The sequence below is a fragment of the Kitasatospora acidiphila genome, assembly GCF_006636205.1.
GTDB lineage: Bacteria > Actinomycetota > Actinomycetes > Streptomycetales > Streptomycetaceae > Kitasatospora > Kitasatospora acidiphila.
On the sequence record NZ_VIGB01000003.1, the window covers coordinates 1,470,359 to 1,496,913 of the forward strand.

Here is a 26,555-nt window from a genome sequence, read left to right on the forward strand (position 1 = left end):
TCAGGCCCCCACCGGGCCGGCGGCAACGGCGGTGAGCAGGTCGGCTGCCCGGTAGCGGCCCGACTCGGGCCGCTCGCGCAGCAGGGCGCGGAACGCGGGCACGACGGATTCGGGCAGCGGCATCCCGGAGAGGTCCTGGCCGGGGCGGCCTCCTGGTAGAGCCGGGTGCGCATCTCGCCGGGGTCGACCGACCACACGCGCAACTGCGGCTCCTCCCGGGCCAGCGTGCCGGAGGCGTGGTCCAGGGCCGCCTTGGCCGCGCCGTAGCCACCCCAGCGCAGGTAGTGCTCGACGGCGGCGTCGGAGCTGAGGTTGATCACCACGCCCGCCCGCTCGCGCAGTTGGGGCAGCAGCAGCTGGGTGAGCGCGATCGGGCCGAGCACATTGACCTCGAAGGTCTCCAGCAACCCGGGCAGCGGGGACTCGGCAAGGGTGGGCATCGGGCCGCCGTCGAGGTCGTAACCGGCAAGCGTGGAGGCGTTGTTGACCAGCAGCGCGGCGCCGCCGAGTTCGGCGGCCGCGTGTGCGAGGTGGGCGCGGTGGTCGTCGTCGACCACGGTGCCGGGCAGCGCGACGACGGTGGTCACCTCGCGCAGGGCGTCGGCGGCGGCGGCGAGTTCGACCGGGTTGCGGGCGGTGACCACCAGCTTCCAGCCGTCCGCGGCGAGTGCCTGCGCGAGGGCCAGACCAAGCCCACGAGAGGCTCCGGTGATGACCGCGACCCGGTGGGCGGGGTCGGTGGTGTTGTTCAGGCTCGAGTTCATACCTGAACTGTCCCTCCGCACCCGGCATCGGCGGATCGGGCAAGAGGTCCGGTCGGGGCGGTCGTTGGGCCTAGGGCGCCTGGTCGGGGACGTTCGACCTAGGCCACCGGACCTGGGTCGCAAGGGAGTTACCGCACGGTTATGGCGCCGCACCGGATGGGCCCGGCACAGTGGAACCCGGCAGTGCGTCAACGGAGCGGCGGAGGCGGAGGCACGATGGGCGAGGCAGCGGCGATCCTGGCCGACTTGCGCGACGAGGGCGCCGAGCTGGATTCACTGGTCGCCGGACTCGATGCCACAGGGTGGCGGACGGCGACCCCGTCGCCGGGCTGGACGATCGCGCATCAGGTCGCCCACCTGGCGTGGACCGATGAGTGGACGCTGCGGGCCGTGCACGACCCGGACGTCTTCCATCCGGCGGCGGCCGAACTCCTTTCGGGGGCGGATGAGTTCGAGACCCTGGTGGACGAGGGTGCGGCAGCCGGCGCCGCGCTGGCACCCGATCGTCTGCTGGCCTGGTGGCGGGACGGCCGGGAGCAGGTGCTGACCGGACTCGCCGAGGTGCCGGAGGGCGTCAAGCTGCCCTGGTTCGGCCCGCCGATGAAGGCCGCCTCGATGGCCACCGCGCGGATCATGGAGACCTGGGCGCACGCCGAAGACGTGGCCGACGCGCTCGGCGTCAAGCGGACCCCGACGGCTCGGCTGCGGAACATCGCCCACCTCGGGGTGCGGACCATGGGGTTCGCCTTCTCGGCGCACGGGTTGGCCGTGCCCGCCCGGCCGGTGCGGGTCGAACTGACCGGCCCTGCGGGAGAGCTGTGGACGTGGGGGCCGGAGGACGCGGCCGACCGGATCACGGGCCCGGCGCTGGACTTCTGCCTGCTGGTGACCCAGCGGCGGCACCGCGACGATCTGGCGCTGGAGGCGACCGGGGTGGTGGCGACGGCCTGGCTGCCGATCGCCCAGGCGTTCGCCGGACCGCCCGGCGAGGGACGCGCACCGCGCGAGGCGTGAGCGCGGGGCGCAAGCGCGCAGGGAGCCCGTCAGCGTACCCCGTGGCGCCGCACCCCCGGGTGGGATTCGCCGAGTCCCCACTCCCCCGCTGAGCAGGCGCTTGCATAGCGGGCGGAAAGGACTTCGCCTTGATACTCAGCCGGTTTCGCGCCCGCAGCACCACGACTCGCGTCTCCCCGGCCCCCGCGCCGACCGCCCCGCACCCCGCCGGCTGCCCGTTCGACCACGGCACCACCTCGGCCTCCGCCCTGGTGCAGACCGAGCCGGGAGAGCCGTTCACCGATCCCGCCCAGGCTGCCGCCTTCCTGCGGCAGTTCCACGCCGAGCACCCCGGCGCCACCGACCCCGAGCCCAGGGTGCGCCAGGTGCTGGACGAGATCGAGCGCACCGGAACCTACCGGCACACCCCGCAAGAGCTGTCCTTCGGTGCCCGGCTGGCCTGGCGCAACTCGGCACGCTGCATCGGCCGGCTGTACTGGCGCAGCCTGGTGGTGCGCGACCTGCGGGAGTGCGGCAGCGCCGACGACCTCGCCGCGCACTGCTTCGAGCACCTGCGCCTGGCGGGCAACGGCGGCCGGATCCGCCCGGTGATCAGCGTCTTCGCCCCCGACCGCCCTGGCCGCCCGGCGCCGCGGATCCTCAACGCCCAACTGGTGCGCTACGCCGGCCATCCCCGCCCCGGCGGCGGCTGGATCGGCGACCCCGCCGGGGGCCGACTCGCCGCCCGCGCCGCCGATCTGGGCTGGAAGCGCGGCGACGGCAGCTTCGACGTGCTGCCGCTGCTGGTCCAGGAGCGGCCGGGCGATGCGCCGCGCTGGTACGAACTGCCGGACGACACCACCTTGGAGGTGCCGCTCAGCCACCCCGACCACGCCTGGTTCGCGGACCTCGGCCTGCGCTGGTACGCGGTGCCCGCGATCAGCGACCTCACCCTGGAGATCGGCGGCATCCGCTACCCGGCCGCCCCGTTCAACGGCTGGTACATGGGCACCGAGATCGGCGCCCGCAACCTGGCCGACGCCGACCGCTACGACCTGCTCGGCACCGTCGCCGAACGGCTCGGCCTGGACACCTCCAGCGACCGCACCCTGTGGCGGGACCGGGCGCTGGTGGAGCTGAACCTCGCGGTGCTGCACTCCTTCGAGGCAGCCGGGGTCACCATGGCCGACCACCACACCGAGTCGCAGCGGTTCCTGCGGCACGTCGCCCAGGAGAAACGTCTCGGCAGACCCACCCCGGCCGACTGGAGCTGGATCGTCCCCCCGGTGTCGGGCGGCCTCACCCCGGTCTTCCACCGCTACTACGACCCGCCCGACCCCGCCCTCCGCCCGGCCTTCGTCCCCCGCCAACCGTGGTGAGCCCTCAGCCCGCCCCCGGGTACCGGCCCGCCAGGCCCGCGAGCAGGGACTCCAGCCCCAGCTCGAAGGCGCCCTCGTCCACCGCCGCGCGGTGCTCTGCCAGGCGGTGCGCCTCGGCGAGGTGCGGGTACTGGGCGGCGTAGAGGGTGGCGTCCTCGGGGAAGCCGGAGGCGAACGAGCCCAGCGCCGAGCCGGTCACGAAGTACCGCATCAGGGCGCCGATCCGGGTGGCCTGGCCGCGCGGCCAGCCGGCGGCGACCAGGCAGCCGAAGACGGCGTCGGCCAGGCGCAGCGCGTTGGGCCGCCGGCCCGGGCCCTGGGCGAGGATCGGTACCACGTGGGGGTGGGCGGCGAGCGCGGCGCGGTAGGACCTGGCCCAGTCGCGCAGGGCCGTCTGCCAGTCGGCGCCGGACTCGAACATCGACAAGTCGACTTCACCCATCACGCTGTCGGCGACCGCGTCCAGTAGGTCGTCCTTGGTGGCGAAGTGGTTGTAGAGCGAGGGGCCGCTGACGGAGAGTTCGGTGGCCAGCCGGCGGGTGGAGAGCGCCTCCAGGCCCTCGGCGTCCACCACCGCCAGCGCGGCGGTGACGATCCGCTCGCGGCTGAGCAGCGGGGTGCGCGGGCGGGCCATGAACGGTTCTCCTCCGGTCGGGTGGCGGATCAGGCATTCTCGCAGGTTGCCCCTTCCCAGGCATGGCCCGGGCGGACTAGAGTCTAAAAACTTGCACCGCTAGTTTAAGGGCCGGCCTTCGGACGAGGAAGACCGAGAGAGGGAGTGCCGATGAACCTGGAGCTCTCCGAGGAGCAGGCGGCCGTCCGCGCCCTCGCCGCCGAGTTCACCGACCGCGAGATCGCCCCGTTCGCCTCCGAGTGGGACCGCGCCGAGTCGGTGGACCGGGCGATCATCGGCAAGCTCGGCAAGCTGGGCTTCCTCGGCCTGACCATCCCCGAGGAGTACGGCGGCAGCGGCGGCGACCACCTGGCGTACTGCCTGGTCCTGGAGGAGCTGGGCCGCGGCGACTCGGCCGTGCGCGGCATCGTCAGCGTCTCGCTCGGCCTGGTCGGCAAGTCCATCAACAGCTACGGCACCGAGGAGCAGAAGCGGCACTGGCTGCCCAGGCTCTGCTCCGGCGAGGCGCTGGCCTGCTTCGCGCTCACCGAGCCCGGCACCGGCTCGGACGCCGGGAACCTGACCACCAAGGCGGTCCGGGACGGTGAGGACTGGCTGATCAGCGGCGCCAAGATGTTCATCACCAACGGCACCTGGGCCGATGTCGCGCTGGTCTTCGCCCGCACCGGCGGCAGCGACCCGGAGAAGCAGGGCCACAAGGGCGTCACCGCGTTCCTGGTCCCGACCGGCACGCCCGGCTTCGAACGCCGTGAGATCCACGGCAAGCTCGGGCTGCGCGGCCAGGCCACGGCGGAGCTCAGCCTGGAGCAGGTCCGGGTGCCGGACAGCGCGCGGCTCGGCGCAGAGGGCAAGGGCTTCACGGTGGCGATGGCGGCCCTCGCCAAGGGCCGGATGTCGGTGGCGGCCGGCTGCGTCGGGATCATCCAGGCGTCGCTGGACGCCGCCGTGCGCTACGCCACCGAGCGCGAGCAGTTCGGCAAGCCGATCGCCGCCCACCAGCTGGTGCAGGAGCTGCTCTCCGACATCGCCGTCGACCTCGACGCGGCCCGGCTGCTCACCTGGCGGGTCGCCGACCACATCGAGCGCGGCCTGCCGTTCGCCACCGAGTCCTCGGTGGCCAAGCTCTACGCCAGCGAGGCGGCCGTGCGCTGCGCCAACAACGCGCTGCAGGTCTTCGGCGGCTACGGCTTCATCGACGAGTACCCGGTCGGCAAGCTGGTGCGCGACGCCCGCGTCATGACCCTCTACGAGGGCACCAGCCAGGTGCACAAGCTGCTGATCGGCCGCTCGCTCACCAACATCAACGCGTTCTAGAACGGAGCTGAACCACGTGCGTCCCGTCTACTTCGCCGCCGCCCGCCGCACACCCATCGGCAGGCTGCGCGGCGCGCTGGCCACCGTCCGGCCCGACGACCTGTCAGCCGCCGTGATCCGGCAGCTGCTCACCGACGTGCCGAACCTCGACCCGGCCCGCATCGACGACGTCTACTGGGGTGCCGCCAACCAGGCCGGTGAGGACAACCGCAATGCCGCCCGGATGGCGGTGCTGCTGGCCGGCCTGCCGGAGAGCGTGCCCGGTGCCACCGTGAACCGGCTCTGCGCCTCCGGCCTGGAGGCGGTCACCACCGCCGCCCGGACCATCGCCGCCGGTGAGGCGGACATCGTGCTGGCCGGCGGCTGCGAGTCGATGACCCGGGCGCCGTTCGTGCTGCCGCGCCCGGACGAGGCGCTGCCGCACGCCATGCAGACCTTCGACACCCGGCTCGGCTGGCGGCTCACCAACCCCCGGATGGCCGACCTGCACGGCGTGCTCAGCATGGGTGAGACCGCCGAGGAGGTGGCCGCGCGCTACGGGATCACCCGCGAGCGGCAGGACGCCTTCGCGCTGCGCAGCCACCAGTTGGCCGCGGCCGCCCGCAAGGACGGGCACTTCGACGCCGAGCTGTTCCCGGTGGTCCGCCCCGACGGGGTGACGGTCGACCAGGACGAGTCGATCCGCGAGGACACCAGCCTGGAGCGGCTCGCCGCGCTCAAGCCGGTGTTCCGCAAGGACGGCACGGTGACGGCCGGCAACGCCTCCCCGATGAACGACGGCGCGGCCGGGCTGCTGCTGGTCAGCGAGGCCGCCCTGCACGAGCTGGGGCTGGAGCCGCTGGGCCGCTATGTGGCGGGCGCCTCGGCCGGCGTGCACCCGGATGTGATGGGGATCGGGCCGGTGCCGGCCACCCGCAAGGTGCTGGAGCGGGCCGGCTGGTCGCCGGCCGACCTCGGCGAGGCGGAGTTCAACGAGGCGTTCGCGGCCCAAGCGCTCGCCTGCATGGACCAGTTGGAGATCGACCCGGAGCTGGTCAACCCGACCGGCGGCGCGATCGCGCTCGGCCACCCGCTGGGCGGCTCGGGCGCCCGGATCCTCACCACCCTGCTGCACCGGATGCGCCGCACCGGTGCCCGCCGCGGCCTAGCCACCATGTGCGTCGGCGTCGGCCAGGGCACGGCCGTGCTGGTCTCCAACGACTGACGATCCGACTACCCGCCGATCCGACCATCTGACAGGGAGCATCACCAATGGCACGTTTCACCGGCAAGGTCGCGGTCGTCACCGGCGCCGCCCAGGGCATCGGGGCGGCCACCGCACGGCGGCTGGCCGAGGAGGGCGCCACGGTCGCCGTGGTCGACCTGACCGCCGAGCGGGCCCAGGGCACCGTCGACGAGATCACCGCCAAGGGCGGCACCGCGCGCGCCTACGGCTGCGACGTCTCCGACTACGACGCGGTCGAGGCCGTCTTCGCCCGGCTGCACGAGGAGTTGGGCGGCCTGCACATCCTGGTCAACAATGCCGGCATCACCCGGGACAACCTGTTCTTCAAGATGCCCAAGGCCGACTGGGACCTGGTGCTGTCGGTCAACCTCACCAGCGCCTACAACTGCAGCCACGTCGCCCAGAAGTACCTGGTCGCGCAGAAGTACGGCAAGATCGTCTCGCTGAGCTCGCGGTCCGCGCTCGGCAACCGGGGCCAGGCCAACTACGCCGCCGCCAAGGCCGGCATCCAGGGGCTGACCGCCACGCTGGCGATCGAGTTGGGCCCGTTCAACGTCAACGTCAATGCGGTGGCGCCCGGTTACATCGTCACCTCGATGACCGAGGCGACCGCCGAGCGAGTGGGTGCCACTCCCGAGGAGCACCAGGCCGAGGTCGCCGCCCGCACTCCGCTGCGCCGCGCCGGGCAGCCCGAGGAGATCGCCTCGGTGGTGGCGTTCCTGGCGAGTGACGAGGCCTCGTACGTCAGCGGCCAGACCCTCTACGTCAACGGCGGCGCCCGCTGACGGACCACCGGGTGGGGTGGCGGGGCATCCGCCATCCCACCCGGTGACCGGCCGTCAGCCGTTGAACTGCGGCTTCAGGGTGACGCTCAGGATGGTGCGGTACTCGGCCGGCTGGGCGGCCGGCACGGTGTACTGGTTCGCCGGGTCGGTGCCGTAGGTCGAACCGGTGGTCGGCAGCGGCTTCGGGGTCGAGTAGCCGGCGAACAGCATGGTCAGGGTGCCGTTGTCGTTCCGCACCACGGTCGGGTCGTAGACCCGGCCGCTGTAGTAGCCGGAGGTGCCCAACGGGGCGCCCGAGGTGGCCTGCTGGGCCAGCGCCGAGAAGGCGTAGTCGGTGCCGATCAGCTTCTGCGGCGCGGACCAGTGCTGCCCGTCCTTGGAGGATGAGTAGAAGATCTGGTTGAACGCGTCGCTGTCGCCGTCCGAGGCGTACGCGCCGGACAGGAAGAGGCCGTAGGAGCCGTCCGGGTTGGTGATCACGGTGCCGCGCGAACCGATCCAGCGCAGCACCGAGTCGCTGGTGCTGGTGGGGTCGCCCAGGCCGCTGACCTGGCCGAGGTCGGTGAAGTGCAGGCCGTCGGTGGTGTAGGCGGCACGGACCACGGTGTAGTCCTCGTTGTTGCCGAAGAGCGTCTTGGGCTTGTTCTTGCCCTCGCCGATCTTGGCGAGCTGGGCGTACGGGGCGACCGCCGCGCCGGGCGCGCCCACGGCGCTGCCCTTGGCCACGGTGCCCGTGCCGCCGGTGCAGCCGGTCAGGTCGGTGGCGTCGGCGCCGGTGCAGCTGACCTGCACGATGCCGTTCGCGGTGCCCAGGCTCACGGTGACCGAACCGCCGGCGGCCGGCTTGAGCGCCGTGGTGTCGCCGACCGGGAGGGAGGCGGCGGGCAGCGTCACGGCGGCCGTGGTGCTGGTCGGGGTGAAGTAGTTGACGATCTTCTCGGTGTAGAGCACCGCGACGCTGCCCTTGGGCGCGCCCGGGTAGTCCGGGACGGTGCTGATGATGCCGTCCGGCGAGACCAGGCCCGAGGTCTGCTGGGCGGTCGCCGGGATCACGCTGTCGGCGCTCACCGCGTCGCCCGCCTTGACGGCCACGCCACCCGGAGTGCGGGTCGTGCAGCCGGTGAAGGCGGTGGCGGTGGCGTTGTTGTCGTTGCAGTCCACTGTCACGCCGTCCACGGTGAAGTGGCCCGGCTGCTCGAACGCGGCGGTGCTGCCCACGGTGATGGTGACGCCGTCGCCGCCCGGGCCGGCCGGCACGGTGACCGCGGCGGTGGCGGCGGTGCTGCCGCCCATGCCGACCGGCTCGGCGGCGGGCAGGCCGGCCAGCGGGTTGCCGTCCTTCGGAGTGAGGTGGTGCACGATCAGGTTGGTGCCGGGGTTGTCGCCGGAGGGGCGGGAGAGGGTGTAGAGCACCTGGCCGCGGTGGCCGGTGCCGTTGTAGTCCGGCACGGTCAGCACGAAGGCGTGGCCCTGGCCGTCGTCATTGGTGTTGCCGTCCGGGCACAGGCCGGCGTTCTGCTCCAGCGCCTCGCCCTGGTAGCGCCAGGTGCGGCCGTGGTCGGTAGAGGTGGCGGCGACGACCGCCTCGTCACCGTCCTTGGGGCGGTAGTCGAACAGGCCGCTGAGGGTCCGGCCGCCGTCCTCGCTGGTGACGAAGGGGAAGTAGTAGGGCTGCATCGGCAGCACGCTGCCCTTGGGCTGGCGCAGCACCGCGCCGGTTTCCGGGGTCGGGCCGCCGCTGGCGCAGTAGCCGGGCAGCGGGCCGGGGGTGCCGGTGACGCCGCTGGCCGCCGGGACGCCGCCGGCGCCCGGGTCCACGGCGGTGTTCGGGTAGGTCACGCCGTTGACCGTGACGGTGGCGCCGGCGGTCGGGTCGCCCTGGGCGAGGGTCCACGGGCCGCCCTTGACCTTGTCCACCACCGGGGTGCCGACGGTGTAGCTGACCGGGCCGTGGTGGTGGCCGTGGCCCCGGCCGTCGGAGTCGGCGAGCGCCGGGCCGGCGGTGCAGGTGAGTGCGGCGAGGGTGGTGACCGCGATGGCGGCGGCAGTCGCGGTACGGCGGTGCGGCATGGGCGAGATCCTCCCGGAGTCGGGCCCGCGCCGGAGGACCGCGCGGGACAGCGGAGATCCTGCACGGCCGTTCGAGGGCCCGGGAGTGGGACGCGGCAGAGTTCACCGCTCGTTCCTCGACCTGCCGCCGATGGCACCCCTGGTCGGCACCAGTGCACCGGTCAGCCGGTCCAGCTGTCCGCTCAGCGGGCGGCCGACAACGCGATTCGGCCTGACTTTACGGTTACTTGACGATCCGTCAGGCTGATTGACGAGGGCAGGACCGGGCATTGACCGAAGGTGGCCTGGACCGCCGGGGAAACGGTGAACATTTCTTCGGATTTTTCCGGCGTGTTCACCCGTCATGTCAAGGGTCCGAAATGACTATAGCTTCATCAGCTCTCCACACGATGGGATACCGGGGCCGACCCAGCGTCGGCCCGACCCTCCATCCAAAAGGAGTTCCATGGGCATCTCCCCCGCCACCGCGGGCTCCCGACGCTCCCTGAGCACCAAGGCCATGGCCATGCTCGCCGTCGGGGCCACCGCTCTGACCACGGGCCTGGTCAGCGCCCAGACCGCGGCCGCGGCCACGAGCTTCCCGCACGTGGCGTTCAAGCTGCACCCCGCGTCCGAAGGCAAGATCAACGCGACGGCGCGCCCCACGCCGCTGAGCACCAGCGACTGCGTGGCCCAGATCGGCATCCACTGCTACTCGCCGCTGCAGTACCGCGCCGCGTATGACCTGAACCCGCTGTACAAGCAGGGCATCACCGGCAAGGGCCGGACGATCGTCATCGTGGACTCCTACGGTTCCCCGACGATCCAGCACGACCTGGAGACCTTCGACAAGCAGTGGGGCATCCAGGACACCAACGTCGACGTCGTCAAGTGGGGCAACGTGCCCGCCTTCGACCCGACCAACGCTGACATGACCAGCTGGGCCGGCGAGACCACCCTCGACGTCGAGTACGCCCACGCGATCGCCCCGGACGCCCACATCGTCCTGGTCGAGACCGCCGTCGCCGAGACCGAGGGCGTCACCGGCCTGCCGGAGATGATGGACGCCGAGAAGTCCATGATCGACAAGGGCATCGGCGACGTCATCACGCAGAGCTTCGGCGCCACCGAGAACACCTTCCCGGGCTTCGACAAGGGCGACTACAAGTCGCTCACCGACCTGCGCTACGCGTTCAAGGACGCCGCCGCGCACAACGTGACGGTGCTCGCCTCCTCCGGCGACAACGGCGTGACGGACTCGGACAACAACAACAACCTGTACCCGTTCAAGGTCAACTCCTGGCCGTCCGCCGACCCGCTGGTCACCAGCATCGGCGGCACCCAGATGACCCTGGACAACAACGGCAACCGCACCGCGGCCGACAAGGTCTGGCACGACAAGTACGGTGCCGGCGGCGGTGGCGTCTCGGCCGTCTTCGACCGGCCGTGGTACCAGGCGGGCGTGGCCAACGTGGTCGGCCAGCACCGCGGCACCCCGGACATCAGCATGAGCGCCGCGGTCGACGGCGCCGCCTGGACCTACGAGTCCTACGTCCCGGCCCAGGCCGGCTGGCACCTGACCGGCGGCACCAGCGAGGCGTCCCCGCTCTTCTCCGGTGTGGTCGCCCTCGCCGACCAGGCCGCGGGCCACCGCCTCGGCCAGCTCAACTGGCGGCTCTACGGCATGTCGATGCTGCCCTCCGACTGGAGCGGCATCACCGACGTGACCACCGGTGACAACGGCTGGAACAACGTCCAGGGCTACCAGGCCACCAAGGGCTACGACCTGGCCTCCGGCCTGGGCACGGTGGACGCCGCCAAGTTCGTCCACATGCTCGCGGGGCGCTGAGCCACTGAGCGGTAGCGGTCCGGGCAGCGGTTTCTGAGCAACCGTCGACCGGGCAACCGCCACGGCGAGCAGGGGCACTCGCGGCGACACGCCGCGAGTGCCCTTTCGCGTGCGCCCGGGCATGTCACACCTACCGTGGCTCGTCGGTCCACTGTCCAGGGGATGACCTCCGCTCCGGAGTGGAGCGGGCCCATTCGAAGGGACGACGACTGCGATGACCACGATCCTGGTGACCGGCGGCACCGGCACGCTCGGCCGGCTCGTCACCGAGCGGCTGCGCACCGACGGGCACGACGTGCGGGTGCTGAGCCGGCACTCCCGGCCCTACGCCGTGGACCTGCGCGAGGGGACGGGGCTGGCCGAGGCCGTCGCGGGCGTGGACACGATCGTGCACTGCGCCACCTCACCTCGCGGCGGTGACGAGCAGGCGGCCCGCCATCTGATCGACGCCGCCCGCGCCGCCGGGGTGCGGCACCTGGTGTACATCTCGATCGTCGGCATCGACCAAGTGCCGCTCGGCTACTACCGGTCCAAGCTTGCCGTCGAGAAGCTCATCGAGGAGTCCGGGCTCGGCTGGACCACCCTGCGCACGACACAGTTCCACGATCTGGTCCGGAAGGTCCTGGAGACCTTCGCCAAGCTGCCGGTGATGCTGCTCCCGGCGGGCGTGACCGACCAGCCGATCGAGGTGTCCGAGGTCGCTGCCCGCCTGACCGAGCTGGCAACCGGCAACCCGACGGGGAGGGTTCCGGACATGGGCGGCCCCGAGGTGCTCACGCTGTCGGAGCTGGCCCGCAGCTACCTGCGGGTGACCGGACGGCGGCGCGGCGTGCTGAACGTGCCCCTGGCCGGGGCGGCCTACCGCCGCATCCGCTCCGGCGGACTGCTGACGCCGGAGCGCGCGGTGGGCGAAGTCACGTTCGAGCAGTACCTGACGGAGCGGCTGCGCAGCCGGAGTTGACGGTTCGACGGCACGTCCGCCTTGCAGTGTGGCTGTGGGGGCAGGCGTGGCGCGATGCTGGGCGGGCGGTGGCTGGCAACCACCGCCCTGCGCACCGGCGTTACCCGGGAGTGCGCGGGACTGCCGTCATGCGCCAGTCTGTTGGGCCAGCTTCGTCGCATAGCGCTCGGTCGAGCGCAGCTTGCGACCGTCCGCGCCGGGGACCTTCGCACGCAACTCCAGAATCCTGGGTGCCAGTTCAAGCGCCACCGCAGGATCGCTGATGGCTCGCCAGCAGGCCTCGGCGTTGGTCGTCACCTGCTGGGTCTCCTGGGCCTCCGGGCCGTCGGCGAGCAGCAGCACCATGGCGACCTCCCGGTACAGCTCCGCCGCTCCCACCAGGTCGCCCGCCAACCGGGCCAGGTGGGCGAGGACTTGGCGGATCATCAGGACGGGAGGGGCGATCGGGCCGTGCGTGGCCACAGCTTGCTGCTCCAGGACGAGCGCGAGCTCCACCGCCTGGTTGTGGTCGCTCGCCTCGGCCATCGCGACGATCCGACCGAGCGCCTCGCGGTAGTCGGCCGGCGGGGCTTCGGTTTCCGTGGGCGGTGCGTCGGGGCCTGCGGGCGGGGTGTCGGTTGCCGCGGGCAGTGCGTCGGTTGCGGCGAGCGCTTCGGCGGGGCCTGCGGGCAGTGCGTCGGTTACTGCGAGCGCTTCGGCGAGGCCTGCGGGCAGTGCGTCGGTTACTGCGAGCGCTTCGGCGGGGCCTGCGGGCAGTGCGTCGGTTACTGCGAGCGCTGCCGGCTCCGCGGCCTGGGCGGGCGCGGGGTCGGTGGCGGGCTCGTGGGCGGCCCCGGCGTGAGGGGCGGGCTCGGGCTCGTGGGCGGCCTCGGCGGCGTGCTCGGGCTGCTGCTCGGGGTCCTGGGCCTGCTGCTGATCAAGCGCCTGCTTTGCCAGCGACACGCCCTCGCCGCTGCCCGCCCCGGAGTCGGGCTCGGACTGGGACTCGGCGGCAGCCTGCTGACCAAGCGCTTGCTCGGTCGGGAGCTCGCCGGTCGGCAGTCCGTCCCCACCCTTGAGCAGGGACACCGGCCGCGTCGTCCGCACCGTCTCAGGCACGCCGGGCTTGAGCAGCGAGACCGGGCCCCCCTTTCCGGGAGTCCGCGGCGGCGGCACGGCACCGCTCGTCTCAACCACCGCACCACCGGCCGCGCCGGTCGTCGAAGCAGCGTCGGCCCCGCCCGCCACCTGCACCGCAGCAGCAGGCGCAGGCGCAGCAACCGAACCAGCCGCAGGCGCGGCAACCGCCGACCCGGTCGTCGGCGTGCCCTGCTGGCGAGCCATGTTCTTGAAGACCGGCCGGTCCGGCGGATAGGCGGCCAGCACCAGCGCATCCGGCCGGAGCACCGAGTGCACCTGGGCACGGAGGTGCTCCGGCGCCAGGACGGGGCCGGCGCCCGGCCGACCGCCGTGCAGGCACTCGATCAGCGCCCGGGTGAAGGTGCCGATCTGCTCCGGGTCGGGCGCGACCACGGCCCAGAGCGGCACGCCCTCCGTGAACTGCGGGCTCTGCACCAGCGGCCAGGCGGCCTGCTCGGCGCTGAGGTCCGCGATCACCAGGGTGTCCCAGTCCGCCGGCCGGGCGCGCAGCTCGCCGACGATCGCCGACCAGGCCAAGCCGTCGGTCCGGACGGTACCGGTCTTGGAGTCACGCAGCGTCAGATACAGCCCGCCGCCGCGCTTGTCGGCGACCAGGTGGCCGCCGAGGTGCACCAGGAGCGGACCCGGGTGGCGGGCGGCGGCGCGCAGGTGGGCGAAGACCGTCTGCGGGTCGCTGGCCGAGGGCAGGTGGACGGCGTCCACGGCGTCGGCGGCGAGCAGGATCTGCGGCGCGACGGCCGCCAGCATCGCGGAGAGCACCGGCGCCTGACCGCCCGAGCCGCCTCGGCCCCAGCCGCGCCGACTTCCGTAGCCGCCCTCGACGGCGAGGATCCGCCCACGCAGGCCGCCACCGACCACCGCTCGCCCGGCCCCACTCGCCGTGGCCACGGCCTCGGCCTGCGCCCTGGCCAGCGCGGCGACGTCGGCCAGCGGCACGTCGGTGGTCCAGCCCGTGGAAACCGCGGGTTCCCCGACCGGGCCGGCCTCGCCCGATCCGCCCGGCGTGCCGGGGGCATCGTGCCCGGCCGCGCCGGTCGCGGGCGCGTCCGCAGGCACCGCCTGGGTCTCCGGTGCGGCGGCCTCGCCCGCTGACGCGTCGCCACCTGCCGAGCCGGGCCCGCCCGCAGACGGGCCACCGGCGCCCGGCCCGGCCTCACTCGGCACCGCACGCAGCACCGCCGTGGCCCGCGCCTGCGGCACCGCGCGCAGCACCGCCGTGGCCTGCGGCGCACCGGTCGGCCCGGCAGCACCCGCCCCCGCCCCCGCCGCCCGGCGGATGGCCTCGGCCTCCTGCTCCTCACCCCACGGCAGTCCGGCGGCCAGGGCCGCCGCCTTCGCGTCCGCCAGGGCCCGGTACTCCTCGGGCACGGCGTCCTCGATCACCGGCTCCCCCGGCCCACCCGGCATGCCCGGCATGCCCGGCACCAGTGGTGGCAGTGGCGGCAACGGCGGCATCGGTGGCAGCGCGCCGTTCGGAGCGGTCGGTACCACGACGTCGGTCGGCACCCCAGCAGTCCCAGCAGTCCCAACGGTCGATCCACTGTCCGCCAACGCCGGTCACCACCCCGCCGCCACCCAGGGCGCCTCGGTCCACCGGGCCGCGGCCCTCGCGGCCGCGCCCCCTTTTGCGCCACCTTAAGGGGTGTGCGCACCAGGGTTCCAGGCGCCTCGTGCACTGCCCGGCCCCGGCGAGCCGGTCGGCGGCCTCGGTACCCTTGAAGTAACCAAGGGGTCTCGCCCTAGCGTTCGACGCGCTGGAACTCACACAAGCAGCGAGGAGCGCGTCATGAGCGGGGTCACGGTACGAAGGATCGCGGTGTTCGGAGCGGGCGGACGGGCCGGGCGCCGGGCCGTCGCGGAGGCGGCGCGCCGGGGGCACGAGGTGACGGCGGTGGTCCGGGACCCTGCCAAGTACCCGGAGCTGACGGCCGACGGGGTGACGGTGGTGGCGGGCGATGTGACCGACCGGGCCTCGGTGGCGGCGCTGACGGCCGGTCACGACGCGGTGATCAGCGCGGCCGGCAACTACGACGTCCCGGCGGACGAGTTCTTCCCGGCCGCCGCGCGAGCCCTCGCCGCTGGACTGGCCGACTCCGGGGTGCACCGGCTGGTGGCGGTCGGCATCGGGACGGTGCTGGAGGCGGCGCCGGGCGTGCCGCTGCACGACACCGAAGGGTTCCCGCCCGAGCACCGGGGCTTCTCGATCGGCCATACGGGCGAACTGACCGTCTGGCAGCAGGCTCCTGAGGCCCTGGACTGGGTGGTGCTGGCCCCGCCGCCCACCTTCCTGGACGCGGACGGCGAGCGCACCGGCCGATACCGCACCGGCGGGACGGGCCTGTTGGAGCTGCCTGCCGACGCCCCGCTGTTCCGCTACGCCGATCTGGCGGTCGCCTTGGTGGACGAGGCGGAGGCGCCCCGGCACCACCGCGCGCTGGTCGCGGTGGCACACGGGTAGCACGCGGCAACGGGCGTCAGGGGCGGGACTCGTACAGCACCGTCTGGAAGAGTCCCGCCTCCTCCAGGCCCGACGGGTCCTCCCCCAGCGCCCGGACCGCGGCGACGGCGTACCGCTGTTCGCGCTCATCGGTGAAGCGGCGCTGCGGGTACGTCCGGGCGGTGTCGGCCGTGGTGCGCAGGCCGTGGGCGGCGAGGGTTTCGGCGATCGGGGCGAACGGCACGGTGCGCAGCCAGAACGCGCTGACCCACACCGGGCGCCCGGCCCCGCTCAGCAGTGCGTCGAAGGTCCGCTCGGTGATGTAGCTGCCGCCGCCGGTCATGGTGATCAGGCCGACGTCGGCCAGTGCGGCGCTCAACCGGGGTCCGGGCGGCTCCAGTTCGAGGTTGTCGGTGCAGGCTGCGTCCAGGAGGCCGACGGCCTGGGCGTAGCGCACCGCGCGCGCCGCGATGTCCAGGCCGATCACCGGGTAGGCGTCCGGACGTCGCCGTTCCTCGTAGAACTCCTTGTCCCAGGCGGCGAGTTCGACCGTCGACAGTCGCTGTGCGCGGCGGCCGGTGTAGTGCTCGTACAGCTCGGCCATGGTCAGGTCGTGGTTGAGCAGCGCGGCGTTGATGCCGTAGGAGCAGCACACGTCCAGTACCGCCGGCCGTCGCCCGCCGCCGTCGCCGGCGCCGGCGCCGGCGCCGGCGCTGCTGCGCAGCTCCGCCGCCCGGCGGAACACCGGTTGCGCGTGCTGCGGGATCTCGTATCCGAGCGGCGCCAGCCGGGTGAAGTACGCCCGTGGATCTGCCTGGTTGTAGATGTCGTAGAAACGCGCCTTGCCGCCGGGCCCGTTCCCGTTCTCCGGGCCTGATGCCTCGTCCTGAACGCTCATACGGCTACTCCCAACCGATCCGTTCCGTCATCTCTACCACCGAAACACCTTCCGCAGGGACATGACACCGAATCGGCACACCACTCGCAGACCGAGCCGAAACCGAACGGGAGGGCGGTGGCGCGAAACAGCAGGGTGCGGAATCCGTGCTTCCGGCCGCCTGATTGACTGAGCGCCGGCCCGACCGTTCGGACGGGCGAGCGTCAACCACCGCCCCCGGCAGCACCGGCACTAGAAGGATCCATGCACTCCCTGCAACCGCTGCTCTCCGCATTCGTCCCGATCTGGATCCTGACCGCGATCGGCTACCTGGTCAGCCGCACGGGGCTGCTCGGCGACCAGGCCGAGCTGGTGCTCGGCCGGTTCGTCTTCCACGTGGCCATGCCGGCGGCCCTGTTCACGATGCTCGCCAAGGCTCCGCTGCGCAGCTTCGCCAACCCGTCGATGGTGGCGTTCGCCGCGGGCACCCTGGCGGCGGGTCTGCTGGGCTGGGCCGCCGCGCGCTGGCTCTTCGGGCGCCGGCCGGCCGATCAGGCGATAGCCGGGATGGCCGCGGGCTACGTCAACTCGGCCAACCTCGGGATCCCGGTCGCGGTGCAGGTGCTGGGTGACGCCTCGTTCGTCGGACCCGTGCTGCTCTTCCAGGTGCTGCTCGTGACGCCGGTGATCCTGGGCGCGCTGGACGCCGGCACCGACCAGGGCGACGGGACGAACCGGCTGCTCCGAATGGTCCGGATGCCGCTGCGCAACCCGATCATCCTCGCCTCCGCGCTCGGCGTCGTCTGCTCGGCGACCGGGTTCCGGCTGCCCGGGGCGCTGGGCCACTCCTGCGAGCTGCTCGGTGCCGCCGGGGTGCCGACCGCGCTGATCACGCTGGGCATGTCGCTGCACGCCCGCCCCGCCGCCGAGCGGGCTCCCGGGGCCGCCACCCACCGTGCCGAGGTAGGGCTCGCCGTCCTCACCAAGAACCTGGTTCAGCCGCTGGTCGCCTTCACCGTCGGCAGCCTGCTGCTGCACCTGACCACCCACCAGCTGCTCGCGGTGGTGGTCTGCTCGGCCCTGCCGACCGCGCAGAACGTCTTCATCTACGCCAGGCAGTACGGACTGAGCACGGCACTGCCCCGGGACTCGGTGCTCTTCTCCACCCTGCTGTCGATGGTCACGCTCTCCGCCGTGGACTGGGCCCTGACCGCCCATTGACCAGCACCGCTGACCTGCGCCGCTGACCAGCACCGCTTACCTGCGCCTCTGACCTGCGTCGTTGTCCGGAGTTGATTGATCGGCGGGCCGACGCCCCCTGATCAATCCCGGGCCGGACTAGAACGGAGGCATGGAGTTCGGAATCCTCGGTCCGCTGCTGGTTCGCGACGAACACGGCGAGCATCCGGTCGCCGCACCCAAGCAGCGGGTGCTGCTGGCCGCGCTGCTGCTGCGCCACGGCCAGGTGACCTCCACCGAGCTGCTCGCCGACTGCGTCTGGGACGGCCGGCCGCCGCGCACCGCCAGGTCCGCCCTGCAGAACAGCGTGATGCGGTTGCGCGCCGGCCTCGGCGCGGCCGGCGCCCGGCTGCAGACCCGCGCCGGCGGGTACCTGCTCGAGGCGGCGCCCGAGGAGTTCGACCTGCACCGCTTCACCGAGCTGCACCGAAGCGGTGCGGCCGCGCTCGACCGCCGGGACGACGAGCAGGCGGTCGAGCTGCTGGAGGCCGCGCTGGCCGTCTGGCGCGGCGACGCCCTGCTGGACGTGCCCTCTGACCGCCTCCACCGCGAGCAGGCGGAACGGCTCGCCGACCACCGGCTGCAGGCGATGGAGGCGAGGGTGACGGCCGAGCTGCGGCTGTGCCGCCGCTCGATGGTCGCCGAGCTGTATGCGCTGACCGCCGCCCACCCGGGCCGGGAGCGGTTCTGGGCGCAGCTGATGACCGCGCTCTACCAGGAGAGTCGGCAGGCCGAGGCGCTGACCGTCTACCAGCGGGTGCGGCGCGCCCTGGACGAGGAGCTCGGGATCCTCCCCGGCGCCGAGCTGCGCGAGCTGCACCAGCGGATCCTGCGCGCGGACCTGGAACCCGCCCCGGTGGACGAGCCGGCGACCGGTCAGCAGTACCGCCCCGCACCCGGCCTCCCCGCACCGCGCCAGGCGCCCCCGTCCCACCGCCAGGTGCCCTCAGGGAACGCCCCCTTCACCCCGCTGACCCCCACCCAGCTCGCCGCTCCGCTGGCCGACTTCACCGGCCGGGTCACCGAGCTGGCCGAGCTGACCCGGCTGCTCACCGTGCAGCGCGGTACCGGCATCTGCGCCACTGTGCTGTCAGGCCCGGCCGGCAGCGGCAAGCGGACGCTGGCCGGGCAGGCGGCGCGTGCGGCGCAGCGGGCGTTCCCCGACGGCGTGCTCCGCGCCGACCTGCGGGGCAGCCGGCCCGACCCGGCCACCCCGCACGAGGTGCTGGCCGCGTTCCTGGCCGCGCTCGGTGTGCCGGCCGACCGGCTGCCGGTGGCGGCCGCGGACCGGGCCGCGCTGTTCCGCGGCATCGTGGCCGGGCGGCGCCTGCTGGTGGTGCTGGAGGACGCGCAGAACGCGGCGCAGGTGCGGCCGCTGCTGCCCACCGACACGGCCGGCGCGGTGCTGGTGACCAGTCGGCGCCGGCTGCCCGAGCTGATCGGCGCAGTGCCGATGGCGCTCGGTCCGCTGCCACTGCCCGATGCGGTGACCTTCCTCCGTCGGGCTGTGGATCCGCGGCAACTGGCGGACGGCCCGGCGGGGGCGGCCGAGCCGGCGGGCGACTCGGTGACGTGGACCGGACGGGCGAGCGATTCGGCAACGCGGACCGAACTGGCGGGCGACGCGGCGGCACTGACCGAACTGGCGGCCCTCTGCGACGGCTTGCCGCTGGCGCTGCGGATCTGTGCGCTGCGGCTGGCGACCCGGCCGGGCTGGACGGTGCGCCGGCTGGCGGACCGCCTGGTCGACCCGCGGCGGCGGCTCGACGAACTGCGGATCGGTGAGCTGGACCTGCGGGCCGCCTTCGCCGGCGCCCTGCGCGCGCTGGACCCGGCGACGGCGGCGGCGTACGGTCGGCTGGCGCTGCCCGGGCTGGCCACGGTCGGCACCCGGACCGCCGCCGAGGCGCTGGGCAGTTCCGCCCCCACGCCGAGCACCTGCTGGAGCGGCTGGTCGACGCGCATCTGCTGACCAGTCGCACCCCGGGCCGCTACCGCTACCCGGCGCTGCTGCACCTCTTCGCCCGTGAGTACGCGCAGCAGCAGGACGGCGCCGCCGCCCGGCCGAGCCAGTCGCTCTGCACGACTCCGCGGTGCTGAGCGGCCCTCAGCTTGCCAGGTGCACCCAGTGGTTGGTGTGGATCAGGCGACCGGCGAACTCGACCCGGCGTTCTCCGCGCAGCGTGAAGCCGGTAGAGCGGCAAATCCCGTTCGACGGAGGGTTGGTGACGGCGGGAAAGGCGTGCACCGCACCCCAGCGTCCGTCGTCGGCAGCCCGGTCGAGCAGCTCTCGGACGGCCAACTTGGCGAGCCCGCGCCCTTGGTAGCGTGGCAGCACCATCCACCCGATTTCGCTGACGAGTGCGCCGTCATCGCCGCGACTCGCGTGGGAGTCCTGTGGAGAGTCCTGGTGGGACCAGAGTGCGACGGTTCCCGCCGTACCGCCATCGACCTCAATCATCTTGATCCAGGAGCGGTCTGACGCTGCTTCGGCGACGTCCCGCTCGACCTTGGCGGCCATCCCTTCCGCAGGCAGCGGGCCGCCGAGCTCGGCCATCATCACCGGATCGCAGCGCATCGCCAGATAGGCATCCAGATCCCGGAGTTCAACGTCTCGTAGCCGAATCCTCATTTTCCCGCTCCCTGTTCAACTACTGGTAAGGCATGAGCACTTCACGTTGCATCGGCCCTGTGCCTTACTTGGGTCTACGCGCGTCGTCCCCCACTTGAGCTCAGCATGCCCGAACATGCCCCACCATGCCCGAACATGTCAGTCAGGAGCATCTGGATGAGCGTCACCCGCCGTCTGCTGACCACTCTCGCAGCAGGCGCCACTTCCATGGCCGCGGTCCTCGTGCCGACCGCCGCCGCCCACGCCGCCACGGGCACCTACTCCCTGGTCGTACTCCCGGACCAGGGCGAGAGCGCCATCTACAACTTCGTCAACTCGGCCACCAAGTCGATCGACGTCACCATCTACGAGCTTCGTGACACCACGCTCGTCAACGACCTGATCGCCAAGCACAACGCCGGCGTCACGGTCAGAGTGCTCATCGACCCCAACCACAGCTCGGTCAACAGCGCCGCCTACAGCGCGCTGCAGTCCGCGGGCGTCGGAGTGACCTACTCCTCCAGTGCGTTCACCTACACGCACCAGAAGACGATCACCGTCGACGGCACCAAGTCGTACATCAGCACGGGCAACTTCGACACCACGTACTACTCGACCTCGCGTGACTACGGCGTCTTCGACACCGACAGCGCCGATGTCGCCGCGATCGAGGCCGTGTACAACGCGGACTACGCCAAGACCTCGATCACCCCCTCCGACGGTGACAACCTGGTGTGGTCGCCCACCGACTCGCAGACCCAGCTGCTGAACCTGATCAACGGGGCGCAGCACAGCCTGGACGTCGAGGAGGAGGAGTTCGGCGACACCGCCCTGGTCAACGCCATCGTCGCGGACGCCCAGCGCGGCGTCGCGGTCCGCGTGGTCGCCGAGAACACCAGCGGCTCCTACACCACCCAGTTGAACCAGGTCACCGCGGCCGGTGGCAAGGTGACCACCTACAGCAGCTCGACGGGCTACTACATCCACGCCAAGGCGATCGTGTCCGACTACGGCACCTCGACCGCCAAGGCGTTCGCGGGCTCGGAGAACTTCTCCGACAACTCGCTCAACCACAACCGCGAACTGGGCATCATCCTCAGTGACTCGGGCGTGGTCAGCGGCCTCGAGTCGGCCATCACCGCCGACTTCAACCACACCGCGGGCAGCGGCAGCGGCACCGTCACTGTGACCACCCCGGGCAACCAGACCGGCACCACCGGCACCGCCGCCAACCTGCAGATCAGCGCCGGCGACACCGCCGGCGGCACCCTGAGCTACTCGGCCACCGGCCTGCCCGCCGGCCTGTCGATCAGCTCCAGCACCGGCCTGATCAGCGGCACCCCGACCACCGCCGGCACCAGCAACGTGACCGTCACCGCCAAGGACAGCACCAACGCCAGCGGTTCCGCCAGCTTCACCTGGACCGTCAACCCAGCCTCCGGCGGCGGCTGCACCTCGGCCCAGCTCCTCGGCAACCCGGGCTTCGAGACGGGTGCGCTCTCGCCGTGGACCGGCTCCTCGGGCGTCATCAACAGCGACCTGGCCTCCGAGCCGTCCCACTCCGGCAATTACGACGCCTGGCTTGACGGTTACGGCACCACCCACACCGACACCCTGGCCCAGTCGATCACCCTGCCGACCGGCTGCACCACCTACAACTTCAGCTTCTGGCTGCACGTCGACACCGCCGAGACCTCGACCACCACGGCCTACGACACCCTCAACGTCCAGGTCCTGAACAGCTCCGGCACCGTGCTCGGCACCCTGGCCACCTACTCCAACCTGAACGCCAACACCGGCTACGCCCAGCACTCCTTCAACCTGTCCGCCTACGCCGGCCAGACCGTCACCCTCAAGTTCACCGGCACCGAGGACAGCGAGTACCAGACCAGCTTCGTGCTCGACGACACCGCGGTCAACGTGAGCTGACAGAACACCAGTTCAGGCCCCCGGTCCGCCCGCCGAACCGGGGCCTCACGCTGCGGCGTCAGCTTGCAAGCAAATCGCCCAGCCGCCGATGCGCCGGGCCGTCGAGCGTGCGGTGCAGCGCTTCGGCCCGCGAACGCACCAGCCCTTCCCGGTAGGCATCAGGGAGTTGCTGCCACACCATCATTGCAAGGTCGGCCGCTCCACCGTGGTCCCCATCCATACCCAGACAGGTCGCCGCATCCAGCTTGAGCAGAGCGTGCGTCATGATGGATGGCGCGCGGGTAAGCACAAGCGCGGCATCCTGTTCGGCCCGGGCATCGCGGGTCCGGCCGAGGAGGGTGAGCGCCTGCGACATGTGGACGTGGTGCTTCTGCGCCGGGTAGCCGAACCAGGTGTCAGCGGCCTGGGTCGCATCGAGGCGCTCAGCAATCGCGCGCGCCTCCGCCACCGCGTCGAGCGCCCCCTGACGCTCGCCGACAGCGGCCAGCGCACGAGCGGCCACCGCGGCAGCCAGTGCACCGGGTGCGCTTGGCCGACGCCCTGCCTCATGGCGGGCCTGCTCCGCGAGTTGGGCAGCGGCGGCAGGAGCTCCGTAATTGAGCGGGACCATCGCATGCCTGGCCAGCACCCACGCCAGCATGGTCCGATCTCCGGCCTCCCTAGCAGCCCGCTCGGCCGTCGCGAACCAACCGTGCGCATCGCGCTGGTCACCACGGTCGTGCTGGATGATCGCCACAAGTCCGGTGATCCCCGCCGCCGTGCGCGCCAACCCTGCCCGGGTACCCGCTGGGTGCGGTCGGGCCAGGACCGAACGCAAGAGGTCGAGATCCTGCCTCATCTCGCCCAGCACGACAACTGGCGACCGACCGTGATAACCGCCCCGGTGACGCTCAAAGGCCGCATCAAGGTAAGCCAGGTCACCAGCATCGGAGCCCGACAGACCGGCGTCGATACCCCGTCGCGCATCCGCCATCCCGGACAGTGGCGCGGCACCGGTCACCGCTGCCGCCGCCGCGAGAAACCGCCGTCGATCCACCTTCTCTCCGCCCTTCGCTCCATCATCGGCCGCGCGCCTCAGCCTCCGCCATCGACGTGATGCCGCCACCGCCGCCATGATCTGTGCCTGCGTCAGTCCGTAGCCCTCGGCCAGCAGACCGTGCCATCGCGGAACCGGCATTCGCCGTTCGGTCTCCCAGCGTTTCAGGTTCTCCGGATCGAACCACTGCCCGTCCTGGAGCTCCTGAAGGAGCAACGCCTGCTCCTCACGCGAACGGCCGTCTGCCTCGCGAATGCCCCTCAGCAGTGCACCGATCCCGTCCGGCGCCATCATGCCTGGCCCCGCGTGACTGACAGTCCCGTTCCCGATTCTGGCACCCCTAAGCGGACCCTCTGCACAGAAACGCACCTCCTCATTGGCACCAGCGGCACAGACACCGAGCGTAGTTGACTTATCACCAGAAGGCTCCTCCCATTGGACCCTTCCCGGTGTCACCTGCCCCCTGCAGCTGCTCATCCCTGCCACCCAGAAGGGTTGCCCTCCCATGCACCTCCACAGCAACCGCTTCCTGCTCCTGCGAGCCCCCTTCGCCGTACCCACCGGCCGCGCCCGAGTGAGCCGATTGCTGCGGCTGTGGAGGGTGCGAACTGACGAGGACAGCCGGTTGGCGGTGGAAACCGTGGCCTCGGAGTTGCTCACCAACGCGGTCGAGCACGGTGCCGGCCTGCTGATCACCGTCGGGGTATACGTCAACCGCCCAGCGCGCAGCCTGCTGATCGACGTCTACGACGCCTCGCCGGTCCAGCCCGTACCGCGCTTGGCTGGATCCGAGGACGAGAACGGCCGCGGCCTGCTGCTAGTGAGCCACCTGGCGGTCGCCCACGGAACGGAACCGACGGACCGAGGCAAGAAGGTCTGGGCGGAGTGCGCCTTGCCTGATCAAGAGCCGCCTCTCTGCCAGTCCGTGATCCGTTCGCGGCACGCCCTCAACGCACCAGGGCGGCAGGACGCCAGCGCCACTATCGGCGGGGCTTTGCCGCCGCCCTCCGCCGCGATCTGACGATCGCCTCACGGCTCCCGCGCGGCTTCTGTGCGGGATGCGGCACCGCAGGTGCCCAGACATGCACAACCACATCACCTTCGTTCCAGGAAAGGACCCTCCATGAACGAGCCGATCTTCGAGACGGACACCGACGACGTGCTGATGGTCGAAATCGGCGAGGCCGTCAACCTCACCGAGGGCCAGGGCAGTGGCCACAGCGAGGACAAGCGCCGCGCCTACAACAGCTGATCTGTCGTCCGCTGGTGTCGCCCGCGCACATGCCCGGGCGGCACCAGCTCCACGTCAACGTTCTCGCTGGAGGAAGTAGCGTGAGCTTCGGTGGTTTCAGTTCCATTCGTCCCAACCTGCGCCCTGACGGCGCACGTTACCTAGCACTGGCTTGCCGCACGTGGCGCCTCGGCTCAGCAACGGCACGTGCGTCGGTCACTCGGAGGCAGAACCGGATCGTCCTAGTCCTTGGCTGGTGCGGCGCCCTGGAGTCCGAAACATCAGCGCTGGCCCACGGGCAAGTCCCGTTCGACGCCACATGGCGCTGGCCAGGCATCTACACCATTGTTGAGGAAGCGGCCGGAAGCACTGTGGTGCACACCGATCCAGCCGGTGCCTATCCGATCTACGCCGCCCGACACAGCGGCACCTGGGCTTGGTCCACCTCCGCGCGCCTGCTCGCCTCCCTGATCACTGCCACGATCGACACCCAGCGACTGGCTTGCGCAGTGTTCGCGCCATCAGCTCCAGCCCTGGCCGGACAACGGAGCTTCTTCACCGGTGTGCGGCAACTGCCACCTGGTGCCCGGGTGGTGCTACCTGCGGATGGATCCGAGCCGCGCTGCGTCCCGGTGTGGCGGCCAGACCCCGCAGCCACGGGGGAGCCAGGACAGCGACTCCGCAATGCGCTCTCCTCTGCCGTGGAGCTGCGCTGCGGCATCGACCCCACCCTGTCCTGTGATCTGTCTGGCGGACTCGACTCCACCAGCATCACGGTACTCGCGGCCCTCGCGCTGCCTTCCGACCGACGCCTCACGGCTGTCACGGTCCATCCGGCAGACCGGCTGGACGGTGCGGACCTTCGCTACGCCCGGCTGACCGCAGAGCACTACGACACGCGCATCTCCCACCAGCTACAGGCGTTGACTGACCGCCACCTTCCTTACACCGGCATCACGAGCGTGCCAGGCACGGACGAACCCGCGCCATCGACCCTCACCCAGGCCCGTCTCCTTGGACAACTCCAATGGATGAGCCAGGAATTCGGCACCCAGCTTCACGTCACAGGTGACGGTGGCGACAGCATTCTATTCCAGCCCCCGATCCACCTTGCCGACCTGGTTCACCATCACCACATGCAACGGGCCGCCAATGAGGCATTTGGCTGGGCCCGGCTTCGAAGGCGCCCGGTCACACCACTCCTGCGCGATGCCATCCGCGCAGCGCTGACCAGCCGACATGCCGCTCTCACTACGCTGCCCCAGACGATCGGACAGCCAGGTCGAGATGACCACGGTCAGGTTCGATGGTTCCCGCTCCCGCCCTTTCCAGCTTGGGGTACCGGTTCGGCCCGCCGGCTACTCGCCCAAGCCGCGTTCGAGGCCGCCCAGACACCTGACGACCTACCTGACCTGGACGCTGCCGTGCGTGTGCTTGTGGACGAGATTCGTGAGGTCGCCCGTACCGCCCGAGCTGATGCAGCCCTGGCAGCCGCCGCCAGCGGTGTTGAGCTGCACAACCCATTCCTGGATGCCCTCGTGATGGATGCGGTCCTCCGGACCCCGCTCGACAAACGCCCACCCATCTATGAGTACAAGCCCCATTTGGTGAACGCCATGTCACAGCTGCTGCCGCCACAAGTCGCAGCTCGCACCACCAAAGGCAGCTTCGATGCCGACCACTTCATAGGCCTTCGGGCCAATCTGGCCGACCTGGTCCGACTGACGGACGGTCACCTCGCTGCCTACGGCCTCCTCGAGCCCGCCCGTTTCCGACAGGCTCTACGCCTGGCAGCCGCCGGCCTACCGATGCCTATGGCCACCATGGAGCAGGCGTTGACGGTCGAAGCTTGGCTCACCGCTCACCACCACTACCCACCCCGAAGTGGATCGCCGAGCCGCAGCAGGAGGAAAGCTGATGAAAGCGATGGCTCGTTACGCCGCCCCGCCGGCCCACGTCCGTGTCATCGACTTCGGCCACGCACTGGTCCTCGTGGACTACCGCACCGGCCGAGTACAGGCATTGCTGGGACGCGCAGCCGACCAGTGGCGGCAGGCGGCCGAAACATCCTGTAGCTCTGCCCTCGCCCCGGCGCTCACCAC

The 26,555-nt window shown here is 71.7% G+C and carries 20 protein-coding genes and 2 pseudogenes; 15 read left to right on the top strand and 7 right to left on the bottom strand.

The genetic code is table 11. From position 1 onward, the window contains the following. Positions 1-764, bottom strand: a pseudogene (locus E6W39_RS07475) (SDR family NAD(P)-dependent oxidoreductase). Between the two features lie 216 nt (positions 765-980). Here E6W39_RS07475 and E6W39_RS07480 point away from each other — a divergent pair. Together E6W39_RS07480 and E6W39_RS07485 are read left to right on the top strand one after the other, a co-directional pair. Continuing rightward, positions 981-1,778 carry a TIGR03084 family metal-binding protein gene (locus tag E6W39_RS07480; RefSeq protein WP_141632849.1) on the top strand — a complete coding sequence of 266 codons (798 nt, stop codon included), beginning with the start codon at positions 981-983 and terminating at the stop codon, positions 1,776-1,778. A gap of 128 nt (positions 1,779-1,906) precedes the next feature. After that, a complete protein-coding gene (locus E6W39_RS07485; protein WP_407658368.1) occupies positions 1,907-3,136 on the top strand; it encodes a nitric oxide synthase oxygenase in 1,230 nt (409 codons plus the stop codon). Between the two features lie 4 nt (positions 3,137-3,140). Here E6W39_RS07485 and E6W39_RS07490 read toward each other — a convergent pair whose 3' ends face one another. Next, entirely contained in the window at positions 3,141-3,770 is a 630-nt protein-coding gene (locus E6W39_RS07490) for a TetR/AcrR family transcriptional regulator (protein ID WP_141632850.1), read from the bottom strand. A gap of 150 nt (positions 3,771-3,920) precedes the next feature. Here E6W39_RS07490 and E6W39_RS07495 point away from each other — a divergent pair, with 150 nt between their 5' ends. The 3 genes from E6W39_RS07495 to fabG are packed head-to-tail and all read left to right on the top strand — an operon-like array spanning position 3,921 to position 7,094. Continuing rightward, on the top strand, positions 3,921-5,084 hold the full coding sequence (locus E6W39_RS07495) for an acyl-CoA dehydrogenase family protein (protein ID WP_141632851.1): 1,164 nt from the start codon (positions 3,921-3,923) through the stop codon (positions 5,082-5,084). A 16-nt stretch (positions 5,085-5,100) separates the two neighbouring features. Next, positions 5,101-6,288 carry a thiolase family protein gene (locus E6W39_RS07500; protein ID WP_141632852.1) on the top strand — a complete coding sequence of 396 codons (1,188 nt, stop codon included), beginning with the start codon at positions 5,101-5,103 and terminating at the stop codon, positions 6,286-6,288. 47 nt (positions 6,289-6,335) lie between these two features. Further along, positions 6,336-7,094 carry a 3-oxoacyl-ACP reductase FabG gene (gene fabG / locus E6W39_RS07505; protein WP_141632853.1) on the top strand — a complete coding sequence of 253 codons (759 nt, stop codon included), beginning with the start codon at positions 6,336-6,338 and terminating at the stop codon, positions 7,092-7,094. 54 nt (positions 7,095-7,148) lie between these two features. Here fabG and E6W39_RS07510 read toward each other — a convergent pair whose 3' ends face one another. Then, positions 7,149-9,164, bottom strand: coding sequence for a hypothetical protein (locus E6W39_RS07510; protein ID WP_141632854.1), 2,016 nt, complete (start codon positions 9,162-9,164; stop codon positions 7,149-7,151). Positions 9,165-9,609: 445 nt separating this feature from the next. Between E6W39_RS07510 and E6W39_RS07515 the strand changes: the two genes are divergently transcribed. Together E6W39_RS07515 and E6W39_RS07520 are read left to right on the top strand one after the other, a co-directional pair. Continuing rightward, a complete protein-coding gene (locus tag E6W39_RS07515) occupies positions 9,610-10,992 on the top strand; it encodes a S53 family peptidase (protein WP_141632855.1) in 1,383 nt (460 codons plus the stop codon). 214 nt (positions 10,993-11,206) lie between these two features. Continuing rightward, positions 11,207-11,953 carry an SDR family oxidoreductase gene (locus E6W39_RS07520; protein WP_141632856.1) on the top strand — a complete coding sequence of 249 codons (747 nt, stop codon included), beginning with the start codon at positions 11,207-11,209 and terminating at the stop codon, positions 11,951-11,953. A gap of 126 nt (positions 11,954-12,079) precedes the next feature. Here E6W39_RS07520 and E6W39_RS07525 read toward each other — a convergent pair whose 3' ends face one another. Continuing rightward, on the bottom strand, positions 12,080-14,599 hold the full coding sequence (locus E6W39_RS07525) for a ribosomal eL19 family protein (protein WP_141632857.1): 2,520 nt from the start codon (positions 14,597-14,599) through the stop codon (positions 12,080-12,082). 280 nt (positions 14,600-14,879) lie between these two features. On the opposite strand from E6W39_RS07525, the gene E6W39_RS07530 reads away from it, so the two are divergent. After that, the gene (locus tag E6W39_RS07530) at positions 14,880-15,551 is read left to right on the top strand and encodes an NAD(P)-dependent oxidoreductase (RefSeq protein ID WP_181799140.1); all 672 of its coding nucleotides are present in this window, start codon (positions 14,880-14,882) and stop codon (positions 15,549-15,551) included. Between the two features lie 16 nt (positions 15,552-15,567). Here the strand turns inward: E6W39_RS07530 and E6W39_RS07535 are convergent, their stop codons facing one another. Then, positions 15,568-16,428 (bottom strand): hypothetical protein, encoded by an 861-nt coding sequence (locus E6W39_RS07535; RefSeq protein WP_141632858.1) that lies wholly within the window; start codon positions 16,426-16,428, stop codon positions 15,568-15,570. Positions 16,429-16,671: 243 nt separating this feature from the next. On the opposite strand from E6W39_RS07535, the gene E6W39_RS07540 reads away from it, so the two are divergent. Together E6W39_RS07540 and E6W39_RS07545 are read left to right on the top strand one after the other, a co-directional pair. Next, positions 16,672-17,628, top strand: coding sequence for an AEC family transporter (locus E6W39_RS07540; protein ID WP_141632859.1), 957 nt, complete (start codon positions 16,672-16,674; stop codon positions 17,626-17,628). A gap of 130 nt (positions 17,629-17,758) precedes the next feature. Beyond that, the gene (locus tag E6W39_RS07545) at positions 17,759-19,618 is read left to right on the top strand and encodes an AfsR/SARP family transcriptional regulator (RefSeq protein WP_141632860.1); all 1,860 of its coding nucleotides are present in this window, start codon (positions 17,759-17,761) and stop codon (positions 19,616-19,618) included. Positions 19,619-19,753: 135 nt separating this feature from the next. Here E6W39_RS07545 and E6W39_RS07550 read toward each other — a convergent pair whose 3' ends face one another. Next, positions 19,754-20,272 carry a GNAT family N-acetyltransferase gene (locus tag E6W39_RS07550; protein WP_141637595.1) on the bottom strand — a complete coding sequence of 173 codons (519 nt, stop codon included), beginning with the start codon at positions 20,270-20,272 and terminating at the stop codon, positions 19,754-19,756. 213 nt (positions 20,273-20,485) lie between these two features. Here E6W39_RS07550 and E6W39_RS43985 point away from each other — a divergent pair. Together E6W39_RS43985 and E6W39_RS43425 are read left to right on the top strand one after the other, a co-directional pair. After that, positions 20,486-20,929, top strand: a pseudogene (locus tag E6W39_RS43985) (phospholipase D-like domain-containing protein); the annotation flags it as partial. 60 nt (positions 20,930-20,989) lie between these two features. Beyond that, positions 20,990-22,186: a putative Ig domain-containing protein gene (locus tag E6W39_RS43425; protein ID WP_407658598.1), complete on the top strand. Its 1,197-nt coding sequence runs from the start codon at positions 20,990-20,992 to the stop codon at positions 22,184-22,186. Positions 22,187-22,244: 58 nt separating this feature from the next. Here E6W39_RS43425 and E6W39_RS07560 read toward each other — a convergent pair whose 3' ends face one another. Next, a complete protein-coding gene (locus E6W39_RS07560; RefSeq protein WP_228718011.1) occupies positions 22,245-23,516 on the bottom strand; it encodes a transcriptional regulator in 1,272 nt (423 codons plus the stop codon). Positions 23,517-23,727: 211 nt separating this feature from the next. Here E6W39_RS07560 and E6W39_RS07565 point away from each other — a divergent pair, with 211 nt between their 5' ends. The 3 genes from E6W39_RS07565 (at position 23,728) to E6W39_RS07575 (ending at position 26,528) form a co-directional block, all read left to right on the top strand. Continuing rightward, positions 23,728-24,243 (top strand): ATP-binding protein, encoded by a 516-nt coding sequence (locus E6W39_RS07565; protein ID WP_141632861.1) that lies wholly within the window; start codon positions 23,728-23,730, stop codon positions 24,241-24,243. A gap of 102 nt (positions 24,244-24,345) precedes the next feature. Beyond that, complete coding sequence (locus tag E6W39_RS07570) at positions 24,346-24,474, top strand: albusnodin family lasso peptide (protein WP_141632862.1); 129 nt, start codon at positions 24,346-24,348, stop codon at positions 24,472-24,474. Positions 24,475-24,554: 80 nt separating this feature from the next. Next, a complete protein-coding gene (locus tag E6W39_RS07575) occupies positions 24,555-26,528 on the top strand; it encodes an albusnodin/ikarugamycin family macrolactam cyclase (protein ID WP_141632863.1) in 1,974 nt (657 codons plus the stop codon). Positions 26,529-26,555 lie beyond the last annotated feature (27 nt).

What these genes read in the sequence shown, in the direction of transcription:
- E6W39_RS07480 (WP_141632849.1), top strand. Translation starts at nt 981, where the DNA reads ATGGGCGAGGCAGCGGCGATCCTGGCCGACTTGCGCGACGAGGGCGCC.
- E6W39_RS07490 (WP_141632850.1), bottom strand. Translation starts at nt 3,770, where the DNA reads ATGGCCCGCCCGCGCACCCCGCTGCTCAGCCGCGAGCGGATCGTCACC.
- E6W39_RS07495 (WP_141632851.1), top strand. Translation starts at nt 3,921, where the DNA reads ATGAACCTGGAGCTCTCCGAGGAGCAGGCGGCCGTCCGCGCCCTCGCC.
- fabG (WP_141632853.1), top strand. Translation starts at nt 6,336, where the DNA reads ATGGCACGTTTCACCGGCAAGGTCGCGGTCGTCACCGGCGCCGCCCAG.
- E6W39_RS07510 (WP_141632854.1), bottom strand. Translation starts at nt 9,164, where the DNA reads ATGCCGCACCGCCGTACCGCGACTGCCGCCGCCATCGCGGTCACCACC.
- E6W39_RS07515 (WP_141632855.1), top strand. Translation starts at nt 9,610, where the DNA reads ATGGGCATCTCCCCCGCCACCGCGGGCTCCCGACGCTCCCTGAGCACC.
- E6W39_RS07520 (WP_141632856.1), top strand. Translation starts at nt 11,207, where the DNA reads ATGACCACGATCCTGGTGACCGGCGGCACCGGCACGCTCGGCCGGCTC.
- E6W39_RS07530 (WP_181799140.1), top strand. Translation starts at nt 14,880, where the DNA reads ATGAGCGGGGTCACGGTACGAAGGATCGCGGTGTTCGGAGCGGGCGGA.
- E6W39_RS07535 (WP_141632858.1), bottom strand. Translation starts at nt 16,428, where the DNA reads ATGAGCGTTCAGGACGAGGCATCAGGCCCGGAGAACGGGAACGGGCCC.
- E6W39_RS07540 (WP_141632859.1), top strand. Translation starts at nt 16,672, where the DNA reads ATGCACTCCCTGCAACCGCTGCTCTCCGCATTCGTCCCGATCTGGATC.
- E6W39_RS07545 (WP_141632860.1), top strand. Translation starts at nt 17,759, where the DNA reads ATGGAGTTCGGAATCCTCGGTCCGCTGCTGGTTCGCGACGAACACGGC.
- E6W39_RS07560 (WP_228718011.1), bottom strand. Translation starts at nt 23,516, where the DNA reads ATGATGGCGCCGGACGGGATCGGTGCACTGCTGAGGGGCATTCGCGAG.
- E6W39_RS07565 (WP_141632861.1), top strand. Translation starts at nt 23,728, where the DNA reads ATGCACCTCCACAGCAACCGCTTCCTGCTCCTGCGAGCCCCCTTCGCC.
- E6W39_RS07570 (WP_141632862.1), top strand. Translation starts at nt 24,346, where the DNA reads ATGAACGAGCCGATCTTCGAGACGGACACCGACGACGTGCTGATGGTC.